Source organism: Verrucomicrobium sp. BvORR106 (assembly GCF_000739655.1).
Classification (GTDB): Bacteria; Verrucomicrobiota; Verrucomicrobiia; order Verrucomicrobiales; family Verrucomicrobiaceae; genus Verrucomicrobium.
On the sequence record NZ_BATR01000018.1, the window covers coordinates 34976 to 50209 of the forward strand.

A 15234-nucleotide genomic window follows, 5' to 3' on the forward strand; every position below is an offset into this window, starting at 1 on the left:
TCGATGCAATCACTTCTCGATCAGAAGCTTGGAGCTCTATCCCTGAAAGGGATATTTAGCACAGCCCAACGTTGGACGAGCTTCAAGCGAGTCAACGTTGGGTAGGATGGAGATGAGGATCAGGTGTGAAGGCCGGGGACATCTGCTCTCAACCCATTCGCCATCATCACCTCCATGGCTATGCGCCGGAACCTGCCGCCTCCAAAATCACCTCTCCACCGCCTCGGCCACGCGACCTAGGAAATCACTCCACACCATGTCGGACGAATCCCCATCCAGGCCCAACCGGACGATCACCATGTCCCATTGAGGGATGACAAAACACCGGTTGTTGTTGTGTCCGGCGGCACAATAAACGCCCACCGAGGCATGGGGGAACTTCAAAGAACCGTCCGCCTGCACGCCATTGACCCACCAGTTGTAGCCGTAGCAACCCCGTCCATCGGCACTGCCTTCGGGATGCCCCCATGGCAATGCCACTGGCACCTGCACCTTGGTTGCCTCATTCACCCACCGTTCGCTCAGCAACTGCTGGTCGCCCCAGCGCCCGGCGTTCCGCATCAACCAGCCAAAGCGGGCCAGATCACCGGCGCTGATCTGCACCGACTGCCCGCGGTTTCCTGAACCGCAGTTGACCAGAATGCCGCCTTCTTGTCCCAGGTTCCCCCACTTCCAGCGATCCGGACGCATGCCGATGGGATCAGCAATGCGCCGCTTGAAAACCTCCGCCATGGGCTCTCCGGCAATGCGGGTGAGCACATGGCCGAACTGATTCATGGCCGAATCCCAGTAGGCGAACTGGCTGCCGGGTGGGCGAAAGAGGGGCTCTCCCGGAATGAACGGTGTCTTGCTCGGACCGTGCTTGTAGCTGCCCGTCGTCTCATCCCCCTGCGCACGATAGCCCGAGGTCATGGTGGTAAGGTGGCGCAGCGTGAGCTCCGGATAGAGCGCGGCCATCTCCGGCAACACCTCAGCCACACGGGTGTCAGGTGTGCATTTGCCATCGTCCACCAGCAGTCCCATCACCGTGCTGGTGAAGCTCTTCGTGAGCGACCACGTGCCGTGCACCTTGTCGATGTCATCACCTTTCCAGACCATCTTCCCATGCCGGATGATGACCAGTTCCCGCACCCCATCCTGGCCCAGGGAATTCTCCAGATAGCGCACCGCCTCCGTCAGCCGCTCCCCATGCAATCCCTGCGACTCCGGCGTCGCCCTCTCCCATTCACTGCCCGGAAACACGCCGGCCGCAGGAGCAGGCGGAATCTCCACCGCGATCACTGCCCGACGATAAGCACACAAGGGAGGCGTCCCCTGATCCTGCACTCTGAGCACCACATGGATCGTGCAAGCCCCACTCTGATCGGGCTTGGGTGCGCTGAAACTTGTCTGCCCGCCTTCCGTCACTGACAGCGCCACCTCGCCGCGATACGTTCCGGCTTCAGGATAGACCATCCATTCCATGTGGAGGGGTTGCCCATCGGGATCCCGGGTGCCCGTGGCGCTCAGCTCCACCTTGTCCCCTTCACGCACCACCAGATGCATCACGCCTTTGCCCTCGTTCCCATTCAGGACCGGGATGGGGGCATGGTTGGCCTTGTTATAAACATCCGCCACACACCAGTCCATGCGGGCCTTGAAGTCATTCTGCAGATCAGCCGCCCATCGGACCAGAGTCTGATCGCGATGGGTCGTGCCCTGCCACGTGTCCTTCACATTGGCCCAGAAGTACGCTTTGTCCGGGTGGTTCGGGTTCTGCCCCAACCGCCCGCCCCAGCCACCCCAGCCGGGCTCATTGGGATCGGAAAGCCCATTGGGCACCAGGTACAGGAACAGGGAGGTGTCCCCCTCCTTTTGCGGCAGGCTGGTGTTGGTTGGGTAAAGCCGTCCCAGCGGACCGTGATTCTGGATGACATCGCGCTGGATGTCGAAGCCGCCGGCCCGGGCCATGATGCGGGAGAATTGATGATACCATCTCTTCCCCTCCTGCTCAGGCTGGCTGGCATCGATCCACCGGCGGAAGGCCGGTTTCAACGTGGCGGTATGTTCCGCAAACCGGTCGGCTGAGCTCAGGCGCAGCTTGTTCTTGAACCTGGCATACCCCTCTTGTCCCCGTTCCTTCAGCACCTTCTCCAGCGCCCGCTTCAGACAGCTCTCCGCACTGCCCCGATCCGTTCCCCAGTTGGAGAACCACACTGGCCTCCGGTCATCCTTGTCCACGGCCGCGATGATCAAATTCACTCCGTCGTCTGTGTCTTGATAGCCGGACACGCAGGTCTTGAGCAGTGCTTCCGCTGAAGGAAAACGCGGATCATGCACCACGAGATGGGGATGACTCTCGCCATAAGCGCGCACCATCGCATGCACAATCCCCAGACCATCCCGCACCGGGTTCTTGTTCTCCCCTTCCCGGGCCTCCTTGCGGTTCGCAATGATGCCTTCGATCTCGAACTCGTTCGCGTACATCAGGAGCCGCACCAGCGACTGTTCATCATCCGGATCTCCCCCGGCATCCGTCTCAACGATGAGCCGGGGACGCAGATCCAGTGCCTGCGCTTGCACAGGCTCCCCGAGCCCCATCAACGCCATGGGAAGGGCTTGAATGCAGAGCAACCGAAGAGCCAGAGGGAGCGCCATCCCGCGATGATACACACCCCTCAGGTTGCTGAAAGCCAGATCCGCAGTCTGCCTCGCCGATCACTGAGCCCCAGACAGCCAGTGCTTGAGCCAGCCGTAGAAGCTGCTGCCGATCTGGGCGTAACCCACGGCATTGGGATGCACCGCATTGTCCGCCGGATACCCCTCCACGGGATCAACATTTAGCTCCGTGGACACGACGTAGATCCCGTCCTTCTCCCGACCGCCAAACTGGGCCAACTGCCGCTGCACCAGCCGGTGCTGGATGCGTTTCCATCCCCAGCGCGGGTACTTGCCTTTGTAGTTGGCCAGGAATGCCCCCTCGCGAGAATTGGGCGCAGTGGTCAACCCGATGGCAATCACCGTGCGGGGTGAGGCCGCCCGAAAGGCCGCGACGAGCTTCTCTGCGTTGGTGAACATGGTGTCGATGGTCGCGTCCGGATTCTCCGGCTTGGCACTGAAGCAATCATTGATGCCAAGCAGAAAGGTCACCACATCCGGCTTCTCCTCGCCTCCCTGCTCCTTCAGATAGCGGGCCACATCCAGAGCAGGCTTGCCCTGGCCATCGAGATACACAAAGGGGCTGCTCCGCTTCTTCCAGCCTTTGCCATCAGGCGTGCGTTCCTCCTTGGGCTCGTAGCGGGTGAGAAACGCCGCCCACGTCCAGCCACCATAGCCCTCATGGGCCACGCCGGGCTGGGCCGACGCCGGTCGGTGTTGCCCGTACATCTTCCAGCCCGGATTCTCCGGCAGAGACAGCAATCTGGCGATCTCATTCGGATAGGCGGTGGCGGCGGTGAGGCTGTCGCCCACGATCAGCATCTTCAAATCCCGACCCTTCCCTGCGTCACGTGGAGCCACGCGAAGCCGCGTCTGGCCCCGCTCCAGTTCCTTGCCCGCAGCATCCCTCACCACCACCTCCATCGCATGCTCGCCCACGTCCTTGTCCTCCGGCGTCACTGTCCACCGGCGCGCCTCGGACTGACCCAGGTCACATTTCACCTCGAACCGCAACGCTTCCGGATGCTCCGTAAGCACCACGTTGTCATAATAAAGGCTCACCGGCACGCCCGGGGTGCCGTACCACACCGGTGGCAGTGTGAGCTGGAGCGACTCTGCTGCGGACAACGTCTGCAACACCACCACCAGGCTGACCAGGGAGCCGATGAAACCACGCTTCCTCACGCCGTCCATCCCTCCCGAACTGGTTTGGCCAGCAGGGCATTGGCTTCTGCATCGCCTTCAAACTTCTCCGCAGCTGGATCAAACTTGAGCGATCTCTGCAGGGCAGCCGCGATGCTGCCCATGTAGCACACCGTGGCCGTGCGCTGGGCGATGGGGGCTGGCGCGGCAGTCTGGCCGCGCGAGAGCATGGCGTCGATGAAATTACGATGGTGATTCTTCGACTCAAAGAGCCGCACATCAGAGTCCTTCAGCTTCGTGCGCAGGATGTCGATAGAGCTGGCCTTGAGCGTCTCATTCTCCGAGAAGATCCAACCCTGGGTGCCGACAAACTTCACCCCGTACATGGCTGCATCCGTCGTGCTCACCATCCGCACCTTCAGCCCGTTGGCATAGCGGTACACGATCTCGTATTCCTCCGGGGCATCATAGAGCCCCTGGGCACGGCGCTTCACGTTCCGCGCCTCCACCTCGACAGGGGTGGTGTCATCCATGCCCGCGCCCCATTGGGCCACATCCAGGAAGTGCGCACCCCAGTCCGTGATGTAGCCGGGCGCATAGTCATTGATCCACCGGAAGTTGAAGTGGCAGCGCGCCGAGGTGTAAGGTCGCTCTGGCAAGGGCCCCTGCCACAGCGTGTAGTCGAAACCTGCTGGGACCGCCTGGGAGACCTCCATACCGGTGAAACCACCCCGGATGGCGAACTTGCCCGGCACCCCCACCTCGATCTCCTTGAGTTCGCCGATATAACCGTTGCGCACCAGTTCACAGGCCATGCGCGGCTTCAGCCCGGAGCGACGCCAGGTACCGCATTGCAACACCCGCTTGTGCTCCGTCACCGCATCACAAATCGCGCGCCCCTCCGCGATGCTCGCACCCAACGGCTTCTCAGAGAAAAGATCCTTGCCCGCCTTGGCCGCCGCGATGGCCACGCCCGCGTGCCAGTGATCCGGCGTGGCATTCATCACCGCATCCACCTTGGAGAGCTTGAGCACGTCCCGGTAGTCGTTGTAGAGATCGCCTGCGCTCAGTTTTGCCAGCTTGGCTGCCGCCTCCCGATGCGCCACATCCACATCACAGGCCGCCACCACCTGCACCCGCTCATCCGTGAGGAAGGAACGCAGATTGGCCATGCCCTGACCACCCGTGCCGATACACGCCAGGCCGATCTTGCTGTTGGGCCCCACGGCACCCGCCCTGCCCAGTACTGCGGAGGACAAGATCAAAGGGAACGATGACTTCAAGAAGTGACGACGGGAGGGCGAGCGTAGGGAGGACATGGCGTCGGAAGCGATGAATGAGGGCATTTGCCCTGTAAAAACCAAACGCGCCACGCCTGCGCCGATTCATGCACCTTTCGGGATGGATACTGGTGAAAATGTTACCTGCTACTGTTTCGAATCCGATCCATGAGCGCCTGCCGACCCGCCTCGATGCGGCGGTTGTCCAAGTCCTCTGCGGTCAGGTCTGGAGCTGCAGGCACGACCTGGTTGGCAAGCTCCAGGGCCGCGTTCCACTGACCTCGTTCCGCAGCATACGCCCCCAACGTGAGCGCCACCCAAGGGTCATCTGCGGCGGGACAATTGCTTGCCCCCTCCTTCAGTATCGCCACGGCCGTTTCCGCTGCCCCAGTCTCGTCCAGCACGCTGGCGAGCTCCCTCAACCAACTGGCGCACGGGGCACAGGCCGCCAGTTCCCCGGCATGGGTGCGCACTTCCTCAGGTGTCAGCACCCCCACGCTGATCAGTTGGCGAAGGGCGTTGGGCGTGCGTCTCAGATGGCCTCTCAACGCGGGATGAGCGGCCAGCTTGGTGACGATGCGCAACCGCACTTCCAGCGGGCGTTTTTCATCAGAAGGCCCCTTGGCCGTCGAGCTTGCGGCCAGGGCATTGGGCCAGGCCAGGCTCAGATCCATGCCCTGGAAAGTTTCCTGTTTCCGCGCCGGCATGGCCGACCACACCGCGTTCATCACCTCATCTGACTCATCAAGGAGGGCCGAGAGCGCCAGTTGCAGCGTGAGGCAGCATCCTTCAATGCCGCTGCCGGTGGGATAAGGCAGTGATTTCACATAACCCCGCAGCACCGGTTGCACCCGCCGGATCTCCCCGGGGTCCTTGCCCAGCACATGGTTCATGGAGGTCCAGCAGGCCGCCTGCCCCGCCTCGCGATAGACCTTGGCACCGCGGGATTCATCCTTGCCCCAGGCATTCCGAAGGTCCTCCATCGTCCGGTCCCATGGGGTGGCATCCCCTTCCAGAGCGGCGTTGAGGGCAAGGCAGATCGGGGCGTACATGCGATCCAACGCGGGCCCTTGCCACGAGGCGCGTCCCTCCCACAGCCCCGTCGCCCATTCGTCGGGCTGCTTCTGGACTTGCATCCACGCAGCCAGGGCCTGCACAGCATCCGCCGACCACAGGCAATGCCGCAGCCACCCGCGATCCGCGTCCTTGAGGTTGATGAAATCACGCGCCAGCCTGCCGGACCTCTCATTCCAGAGTGGCACCGGCACCGCCCGGCCAACGCCAAAAACCGGATTGCGAAGACGGACGAGCATGCACTTCAATGCGAAGCGGTCTGCTTCACTTACCGAGGTGAGATCATCGATCTTGCGCATCGTCTCCGCGTCCGTCTCATCCAGGGGCCATGCCGCACTGTAGGGCATGTCTTCCTGGTTCACCGCAGGGCGGACATAGTGCAGAGCCTCTTCAAACAGCCCCGCTCTGGCCAACTCCTGCCCGAAGGTCCCAGGGTGCTGGCGGGAGTTGCCCTCCAGTTCCCAGATCCGCTTGAGACCCGCTGTGTCCTTGGCGGCGGCGAACACCGCCACCGATGCCGAGAGCATCATTTCCTGCGGCCAGAACCCGCCGTCCCGGGAGGAATCCCTTTTGCGATCCAGCTTCAATCGCTCCAGCCACGCAGCCCGGAATGTCACCTCCACCGCCTGCCATGCTTCATTGCGAGGCAGACGCAGGAAAGCGTGCACCAGCGGGGCCAGACTGTTGCCACTGACCGGCCACTCCTGCTGGAGAGCCTGGTTCAGCAATTTCATTCCGCCCAGCACTGCTCCGGGATTCAGGAAACGCCCATCCGACCGGGCCCGGTGGCACGCATAACTCAGGCGCAGCATGGGGTTGATCTCCTCAGCGTCCAGCCAGTGTGCTGCCTGTGCCCACGCACCGCGAATCTCCGCCATGCGACGATCATCGGGCGCGGCCCCCCAGGGCTGATAGTGGTCCAGTTCCGCCAGCACCGCCTCCGTGAGCAGCATCTCACACACTGGTCTCAATGCTGCATCCTCCTGGGCAAGCGCTTTCGCCTCCTGCTTCATCGCGGAGATTTGCCACGGGGCAAAGGAGCGCACAAACAGCTCCCGGAAGGCGGGCGCCGCCACCATCGCAGTAGCAGACGCATGCGGATGCTTCAGCATCTGGACCATGCCACGCAGCCCCTTTCTCACATCTCCAGCCCCACCGGCATCTAGAAACGCCATCTCCAGTCCACGATGCCAGCGCAAGCTGTAGGGCTCCGATTTCAGGAAATAGGTACGCTGCTCTTTGGGGGTGGCGAGATCCAGCACCAGAGCACGAAATTCATTCCCCCCAAGCGATCTGGCATCATTGCGAGAAATCGAAGCCAGCTCTTCCAGCATGGCACACGGCAGCGTCCAGCCATCCCCCGTAGAGTGCCACCACCCGTGGTCTTGCTGGTACGCCGTCGCCAGCGCCACCCCTTTGACGAAAAGGCGCTGCGCCCGCTCAGGCTCCGAGGGGGCCAGTTCACGCAGCACCCGCATGAGCTGGCGCTCAAATGCCTCCCGACTCATGGGCAGACTTTGCAAGTCGGGAGCCTCTTCAAGAGTTTTGACAAATGCGGCCCGCCGCTCGGCCTTCAACTCGTCGAAGATGGCTGGTCGCGGCCCCTGCCCGTCCTTTTCAAGCAGCGGAAAAGCCCGGCTCATCGCAGGCCACAGCGCACGCCGCTTTTCCACCGGCAACGCCGCAAACTCTTCCGCTGCGGGATACAGGTACTTTACAGGGTCCGCATAAGCCTGATCGATCGAGGCCAGCAACAGACGCAGACCAAACGGCGAGCTATTGCCCAAGCGGTCGACCAGCTCCTTGGTGACCTCCTTCGCACGGGGGCTGTCTCTGATCAGGATTCCCAGATAAGCCAGCACACTGATGCTCTGATCGCGTTTCAGAAAAGGCTGCAAATCCGCGGCAGGTTTCAGGAAAGATGATCTCGCGAGCAACCCCGCCGGATTCGCACGGACATCTGGATTGCTCCGGATTCTCTCGATCGCGGCGTCAACTGCCGGTTTGCCGCCGTGTCCTTGTTCATAGCAGGCTTCCAGCAGGGGGAAGTAGAGCTCTTCATGACCGGCCAGCCGGTCCAACACCTCCTTGGCCGGATCCAAACTTTCCCGGTGGGCCGCAGCAGCAGCCACCAGATCATTCATGAACGTTTTCACCGCATCCCGTCCCCGCTTTGCCTCCAGTTTCAATGCGTGCTCTTCGAGCCGACTCGTTTCGAAGTTCCTGTCACGCCCCATCTCCCAGTGCAAGGCTGCCTTGACCAACTGATCCTCCTCCGCACCGAATCCCCGCTGACGCACCACCTCAAGGATGGGCTGAAGATGTTGCAATGTCAGCTCCTGTCGGGGCGAAGTGTTGCGCGTGCGCAGCTCGTGGTAAGTCGTGGCGCAGGAGATGAATTCACCGCGCTCGCAGAAATAGAGATTGCTCCGCGCCTCCAGCAACGGCCCATAGCTGCTGTACAGGGGCTTGAGCACCGGCAGGGCTTCACGCTCAAACCATTCTTTCCTTCCGAGCTTGAAGGCGGAGTGGATGATCAGTTCTCCCGCATTCGGGCACTGGTAGTTGCCGCTGCCATAGTCCTCCCAGGGACCATCCATCAGCAGATAGAATCTGCTTTCCGCGAACTCAGGCTGATTTCGCAGGGTCTTCAGCGCAACCAACGCCTCCTGCGCCCAGATCATCGTGTCCCGTCCGGCCAGATAGCTTTCCCGCGCATAGATCGGGATGACATGTGACGCCGTGACCGGACAATCGCGCATGGCTTCGCGCAATTCTTCATACGCAAGTTCCCGGGCCAGGCTGAGTTCCGGTAGAGGCTCGTGACCGGGCTCCACCTCAGATGCGGGGCGTCCATCGGGCAGCTTCAACAGACTGGGATAGCCACGGCTCTGTTCCCACCGCTGCTTCACCATGTCGTCCAGGACAGGGATCGTCCAGGACATGCTCAAATGCGGAGGGTCACTTTTCAGCCACGCCGCCGCGAGCCGCGCCAGCCCTGTCGCAGCCTCCAGATCACCGTAGATGGACAGGGCCTGCACCCAGTCTGGCACCGCTTCCCTCCAGATTTCCCCAGGCATGCCGCTGAGACACTCCTTCGCCTCCATCAACCCATGCTCCTGCTTCATGAGCACTTCCACAAGCTGCAGCGTGACCAGATAGTCGGTAGGGTGATCCTTCAACCACTCCCGAAACACCGGCGCGGCGGAGTTCTCATCGCCCATCACCGCGCGAGCCAGGGCCAGCCTGATCTGTGTGGCGGGTGTCTTGTCCGAGCCATGTCGCTTCCCCAACTCCACCCGAATCGATTCCCCGCTGCCAGTGTCTCCCGCCAAGTCCCGCCAGCGGGCAAGCGCGAGATAGGAGGTGGGAGTCTTTGACATGCGCAACATGATGTGGGCATTGCCATGTTGCAGCAGGTAGTCCGTGAGCGCCCAGAGGTCGTCCGCGCCCTTCCGGGCACCTTCTTGGATTTGCTTTGCCCTGAACTTGGCCTGAATCCCATCGAAGTCCCCCATGGGTACAGGCGGTGGATTGTTCACAATGATCACCTGTCCACTCGCGGTGGAGAATCCTGCGGCGTGCAGCAGAACCCATGACGTCACCAGTAAACCAATCCTACGGAGCGTTTTCATGCGAAGGAGACCGACCCACCGGCCCTTGTGCGAGCCCGGCGGCAATTGACTTCATCACACTATCTGGATGGCAAAAAATTCACCAGCCAATTCCAAAGGCCGCCCCACGATAATCAGCAATCCTGATAGTATTGTGACGGGCTGACCGGGCCGGAGAAACATGATCCCCGGGGCCGCCGATATGCTTGGCGCGCCTTCTTCTCTTCACCCCGACTCCCCCCTCAAGACGCTCTCATGCCTTCACTGTCATCCCGTTCCTCCTCCTGGCGCTGGTGGATCACCGGCCTGCTGCTGCTCGCCACCACCATCAACTACATGGACCGCGTCACCCTAGCGGTCGCCTCCGTGCGGGTCACGAGGGAGATGGGCCTCAGCGAGGGCCAGTATGGGGATCTGGAGGTGGTGTTCGGCTGGGGCTTCGCCATCGGCTCCCTGGTCTTTGGCTTCCTGGCGGACCGGCTTCGCATCTACTGGCTCTACCCCATGGTCTTGGGCGGATGGTCTTTCATGGGCATGGCCAGTGGCTGGGTGAATGGCCATGAGAGCCTGCTCGTCTGCCGGGCCCTGCTGGGATTCTTCGAGGCCGGGCACTGGCCGTGTGCACTGAAGACCACCTTCGCCGTGCTCAATGAGAAAGACCGCACCATGGGGAACAGCATCCTGCAGAGCGGGGCCTCCATCGGCGCGGTGATCACGCCGCAGGTGATGAAGCTGCTGCTCACGGACCAACCCGGCTCCTGGCGCACCACCTTCATCGTCGTGGGTGCAGTGGGTTTTGCCTGGATCGCCCTCTGGTTCCTCATGCTGCGTCCACGGGATCTAGAGGTGTCCCCATCCACCGCTTCCCTCCAGTCCTCCGCCAAGCCTGCCACCAGCATCTGGACCGTGCTCCGCAGCGGCCCCTTCTGGTCGGTGGCCATCCTCATCCTCGGTGCCCAGACCGTCTGGCACATCTACCGCGTGTGGCTCATGAAGTTCCTGCAGACCGGCCGCGGTTACAGCGAGGAAGCATCGCTCAACTTCAACTCCGCGTACTTCATCGCCACCGACGTGGGTTGTTTCCTCGCCGGGCTGCTCTCCCTGTGGTTGGTCCGGCGTGGGTTGGCGGATCCTCATGGCGCCCGGCGGAAGGTGTACTTCGGAGCCTGCCTGCTCACCTCGCTGAGCGTCTTCATCCCCTGGCTGGGTCAGGGCTGGCTGTTGCTGGGGGTGCTGTTGCTCATCGGTGCCGGAGCCCTGGCGCTCTTCCCCTGCTACTACAGCTTTGTTCAGGAACTGTCTGCCGATCACGTTGGTCGTCTCACAGGCATCCTCAGCATGTGGGTCTGGGCCGTCACCTCCCCCATGCACCGCTTCTTCGGCATGGTGGTGGACCGCACCGGCAGCTATGATGCGGGCCTCGTGCTCGCCGGTCTGGCCCCCTGGCTGGGCGTACTGGCCTTGATATTTCTCTGGCGAAAAGCTCCCGCCACTTCCAAGTAAACGCTCATGCTCACCGATTCGACCCGTCGTCGTGATTTCCCCGCCCTGGAGGGCATCACCTACCTCAACACCGCCGCTGAGAGCATCCCGCCCCTTTGCGTGGGCGAGGCCATCCAGACTTACTGGCGGGACAAGGAGCGCGGCATGAAGGGGCGCGATGCCCACTTCGCCCAGGTGGAAGCCTGTCGCGAAGTCGCCGCGCGCATGATCGGGCTGGAACCTTCCGAGGTGTCCTTCTGCTCGTGCAGTTCCGAGGCGTACAATCTCCTGGCCTCCGCTCTGAACTTGAGCGCCAACGACGAAGTGGTGGTCACGGATCTGGACTTCCCGGCCGGCGCCACCCCGTGGCTGACCGCCATCGCGGCACCGCAATCCCGACTCTGGAAATCAAAAGATGGCGAGTTGCAGGTGGAGGATCTTGTGCCCCTGCTCAACGAACGCACGCGCCTCGTCCAGGTGTCGCTGGTGAGCTTCTACAACGGCCACCGGCTGGCCTGGCGTCCCTTCTGCGATGCCGTGCGCAACCTCGCCCCGCAGGCCCTGATCTCGGTGGATGTCACCCAGGCCCTCGGCCGCGTCATGCTGGATTGCGTGGATGCGGATATTGTTATTTCCAGCACCCACAAGTGGACTCTGGGCATCCATGGCGGCGGCATCATCGGCATCCCCCAGCGCAATGCCGACCGGCTCACCACCCATGCCGGAGGATGGTATCACCTGCGCAACGCATTCGACGCCGACCGCTTCGAACGCGCCGATACCAAGACAGGCGCGGCGAGCTTCTCCGTGGGCATGCCCAACTTTGTCTCCCTGTATGCGCTGAACGCCTCCCTCCGCTATCTGGAAGACGTGGGCATCGAGAACATCGTCGCCCATGCTGATCCGCTCACTGCCGAGGTGGAGGCTGGCCTGAAGGAACGGGGCCTGCAACCCCTCTGCCCCTGGCGAGCAGACAATCCCTCTGGTATCGTCGCCTTCAAACACCCCGACTGCAGCATCTTGCACGCCGCCCTGGAGCATGAGCACATCCATATCATGCACCAGGCCGGGCGCATCCGGATCGCCGTGCATGGGTACAACACCCAGGAAGATGTGGGGAACCTGTTGCGCGTGCTTGAGACCATCTTGCGCAAGGTGTGAAGAGAGACAAAAGACTGGAAGACAGAAGACCAAAGAATTGAGGGGGACAGGTTGGGGCGTGGGTTGCTGAAGTGGGAGCATGTCTTGCACACGGAACTACATGATCGCCCTTTCACTGCCCCCTCCGAAGCTCGTCCCGGAGGGACGGCGGAAAGTAGCCGGTGGTGAAGGCCTGTCATCAGGCCGGGAACCACCGGAACATGCACCAACAACACCTCCCGTCCCGGAGGGATGGCGGATCGCTGCGCTGCACCCATTTCCACCCCATTTCATTGTCTCATGAACCCGGAGGGTTCGCCGTGAATAGCCACGGGTCGGCCGAGCGGAGCGAGGACTACCCGGGGGAAACGATCTGCGGCAATCTACCGCGGAGCGGTAGGCCCATCGCACACCCCAACCCCCAACGCCCTTCCCGCGCCACACGTCCTCATTACATTGGACACTTTGGCCTACCGCTCCGCGGTAGAATGCAACGATCACGATACCATGGGTTGCACTCGCTACGCTCGTTTCACCCATGGCTATTCATGGCGAACCCTCCGGGTTCAATGCAACTACACGCGACTGTGCATCGCGCACAATCGCGACCATTCCCCATCTCAACTGAAAAACACCTTCTGCGCCGTGCCGCGCAGCATCCACTTCTTGTCATCCGCACTCAGGAAGTCCAGCCCCTTCCGCACCAGCTCAATCGCTGCCTGATAACTCTGCCCTTCTTCCACCTGATAAGGACAATCCGAGGCCCACATGAGCCTCTTGGCCCCGTACACGCCGTGCAGACGCTTGATCATCGGGGCTAGGTCCTTGTAGGGCGGCTTCTTCGCCCCCAGGGCATAGAAGGCCGAGGTCTTCACGTAGCACTGCGGCAGTTCCGCCAGACGGCACAGGTTCTCAAGGTCTGCCTCCTGCACTGGCCCCTTCATGCCGACGCGGGCGAAGTGATCAATCACCACCCGCGTCTTGGGGAACTTCTGCGCCAGTTGCTTGATGGCCGGCAGTGAATCCGGATTGGCCAGCAGACACATGGCCACCCCTTGATCTGCCGCCTGGGTCCACAGGGCATGCATGTTGGGAGAGCTCAACCACGCCTCCACATCCGGCTTGTTGGCGTACAACCGCAGCCCGCGCACACCTTGTTTCGCCAGCGCCTTCAGCGTCGCTTTCGCATCCGGCGCATCATGATCCAGGATGCCCACCCCGCTAAATACGCCGGGGTGACGCGCCATGGTGTCCAGCATGTAGCGGTTGTCGTACTTGTAAAAGCTCATCTGAATGAGCACCACCCGCGCCACGCCGTTTGGCACGGTATGAGCAAACAACTGCTCCGGCGTGAAACTCGCCGGCACCATGTCCTTCTTCTTGGTGAAGCCCTTGGCAATCGGGTAGTGCTCCGTGTCCGGCGTCCAGACGTGGACATGCGCATCAATGTCTCCCGGAGGACTGGCCGCCTCCGCGGTGAGCACGCCTCCGGCTGCAGCCAGGGAGGTGACAAGAAACTGACGCCGGGTGGAGGACGTTGGGAGAATGGGAGATGAGCTCATGATGTTGAAGGTTGACGACAGGGTTTCAGGTAATAAAAACGGGATCAGACGAAAGACTTCAGGAAGCGTTTGTGAAACTCCAGGGCGAGCTGCACCTGGTCCAGTTCCACGTACTCCACCGCGGCATGGGCGCGATCAATGCTGCCCGGCCCAAAGACAATGGTGGGCACCCCGGCTCGCGCGAGCTTGCTCGCATCGCAACTGAACGACACGCCGCAGGGGCTCGCATTCAGCCCCAGTTCCGCCAGCACGCCGGATGCGACCTGCACCACGTCCTCGCTTTCCGGCGTCTCCAGGGCTTCATCGGTGAGCATCGGAGCTTCCATGAACACGTCCAGTCCCGAATGCTGCTGCCGGAGTTCCCCCAGCAGCGTCTCATACCGGGCCAGCACTTCCTCCACCTTTTCTCCGGGAAGCAGCCGACGGTCGATCTCGATAGCGCATTGATCCGGCACAAAGTTCACCTGCGTGCCACCTGTGATCACACCCACATTGCCCGTGGCTGTGCCAAGTAGCGGATGCGGCGCATTCTCCGCAAAGCGCGCATGCATCTCCTCCAGGGCCAGCACCACCCGCGACATGTGGTGGATGGCGTTCACACCCAAATGTGGCTTGGAACTGTGCGCGGATTTCCCCCGCACCACGATGCGCCAACGCAGCACGCCCTTGGTCGCAATGACTGCCCTCAGCTCCGTGGGTTCCGCCACAATAGACGCTGCGGCAGTGATTGCCTCACAGAGCTTCACCACCCCGCGGTACGAGTACTCTTCATCCACCACCGCAGCGAGCCACACTTCACATGGCGGGGTGATGCCTTCCGCCTTCAGATCCGCCAGCGCATGCATCATCGTCGCCAGCCCCGCCTTGGTGTCGCACGCGCCCCGGCCATACATGCGCCCCTCCGCCACCCGGGGTTCAAAAGGCGGGATGCTCATGCCCTTGACCGAAACCGTGTCCATGTGCGCCTCCAGCACGATGCGGCGACTGGGATCACGGCCGGGCAGCCGGGCAATGACGTTGTTCCGCCCCGGGAACACCTCTTGCTCCCAAGTCTCGATGCCTCGATGATCAAAGAACATCCGCACATACGCCGCCAGTTCTGCTTCGCCCGGACCTCCGTCATAGGAGGAATTCACGCTGTTGATGCTGACCAGCTCAGCAAGGGTCAGAAGAAGGGAGGAGTCGCTCATCGGAGTTGGGACAGAGCCGGGCAGGAGACCGGAATGCCAACTCCTTACGCCGCTCTTTTCAGGCAACTTCCATCAACCCATGCAGAGAATCATTTTTTTATCAATCTTCGGT

Annotated in this window: 8 protein-coding genes; 2 read left to right on the top strand and 6 right to left on the bottom strand. The window is 61.9% G+C overall.

The window, feature by feature from the left end; genetic code table 11:
* Positions 1-207: 207 nt before the first annotated feature.
* From BV106_RS03200 to BV106_RS03215, 4 genes are all read right to left on the bottom strand, one after another.
* Positions 208-2637 carry a nucleoside hydrolase-like domain-containing protein gene (locus BV106_RS03200; protein ID WP_038160396.1) on the bottom strand — a complete coding sequence of 810 codons (2430 nt, stop codon included), beginning with the start codon at positions 2635-2637 and terminating at the stop codon, positions 208-210.
* 60 nt (positions 2638-2697) lie between these two features.
* The gene (locus BV106_RS03205; protein ID WP_038160399.1) at positions 2698-3831 is read right to left on the bottom strand and encodes a GDSL-type esterase/lipase family protein; all 1134 of its coding nucleotides are present in this window, start codon (positions 3829-3831) and stop codon (positions 2698-2700) included.
* Positions 3819-5099 carry a Gfo/Idh/MocA family oxidoreductase gene (locus tag BV106_RS03210; RefSeq protein ID WP_038160481.1) on the bottom strand — a complete coding sequence of 427 codons (1281 nt, stop codon included), beginning with the start codon at positions 5097-5099 and terminating at the stop codon, positions 3819-3821. The genes BV106_RS03205 and BV106_RS03210 overlap by 13 nt, the downstream gene beginning before the upstream one ends.
* A gap of 101 nt (positions 5100-5200) precedes the next feature.
* Entirely contained in the window at positions 5201-9769 is a 4569-nt protein-coding gene (locus tag BV106_RS03215) for a hypothetical protein (protein WP_038160402.1), read from the bottom strand.
* Positions 9770-10003: 234 nt separating this feature from the next.
* Here BV106_RS03215 and BV106_RS03220 point away from each other — a divergent pair, with 234 nt between their 5' ends.
* Positions 10004-11251 (top strand): MFS transporter, encoded by a 1248-nt coding sequence (locus BV106_RS03220; RefSeq protein ID WP_038160404.1) that lies wholly within the window; start codon positions 10004-10006, stop codon positions 11249-11251.
* A gap of 6 nt (positions 11252-11257) precedes the next feature.
* Positions 11258-12391 carry an aminotransferase class V-fold PLP-dependent enzyme gene (locus BV106_RS03225; RefSeq protein WP_038160408.1) on the top strand — a complete coding sequence of 378 codons (1134 nt, stop codon included), beginning with the start codon at positions 11258-11260 and terminating at the stop codon, positions 12389-12391.
* 599 nt (positions 12392-12990) lie between these two features.
* Here the strand turns inward: BV106_RS03225 and BV106_RS03230 are convergent.
* Both BV106_RS03230 and BV106_RS03235 read right to left on the bottom strand, forming a co-directional pair.
* The gene (locus tag BV106_RS03230) at positions 12991-13932 is read right to left on the bottom strand and encodes an amidohydrolase family protein (protein WP_051944913.1); all 942 of its coding nucleotides are present in this window, start codon (positions 13930-13932) and stop codon (positions 12991-12993) included.
* A 44-nt stretch (positions 13933-13976) separates the two neighbouring features.
* Complete coding sequence (locus BV106_RS03235) at positions 13977-15122, bottom strand: M20 family metallopeptidase (RefSeq protein WP_038160410.1); 1146 nt, start codon at positions 15120-15122, stop codon at positions 13977-13979.
* Positions 15123-15234 lie beyond the last annotated feature (112 nt).

Bases quoted from the DNA above. Each gene is read 5' to 3' on its own strand.
- BV106_RS03210 (WP_038160481.1), bottom strand. From the start codon at position 5,099: ATGTCCTCCCTACGCTCGCCCTCCCGTCGTCACTTCTTGAAGTCATCG.
- BV106_RS03235 (WP_038160410.1), bottom strand. From the start codon at position 15,122: ATGAGCGACTCCTCCCTTCTTCTGACCCTTGCTGAGCTGGTCAGCATC.
- BV106_RS03205 (WP_038160399.1), bottom strand. From the start codon at position 3,831: ATGGACGGCGTGAGGAAGCGTGGTTTCATCGGCTCCCTGGTCAGCCTG.
- BV106_RS03200 (WP_038160396.1), bottom strand. From the start codon at position 2,637: ATGGCGCTCCCTCTGGCTCTTCGGTTGCTCTGCATTCAAGCCCTTCCC.
- BV106_RS03220 (WP_038160404.1), top strand. From the start codon at position 10,004: ATGCCTTCACTGTCATCCCGTTCCTCCTCCTGGCGCTGGTGGATCACC.
- BV106_RS03215 (WP_038160402.1), bottom strand. From the start codon at position 9,769: ATGAAAACGCTCCGTAGGATTGGTTTACTGGTGACGTCATGGGTTCTG.
- BV106_RS03225 (WP_038160408.1), top strand. From the start codon at position 11,258: ATGCTCACCGATTCGACCCGTCGTCGTGATTTCCCCGCCCTGGAGGGC.
- BV106_RS03230 (WP_051944913.1), bottom strand. From the start codon at position 13,932: ATGAGCTCATCTCCCATTCTCCCAACGTCCTCCACCCGGCGTCAGTTT.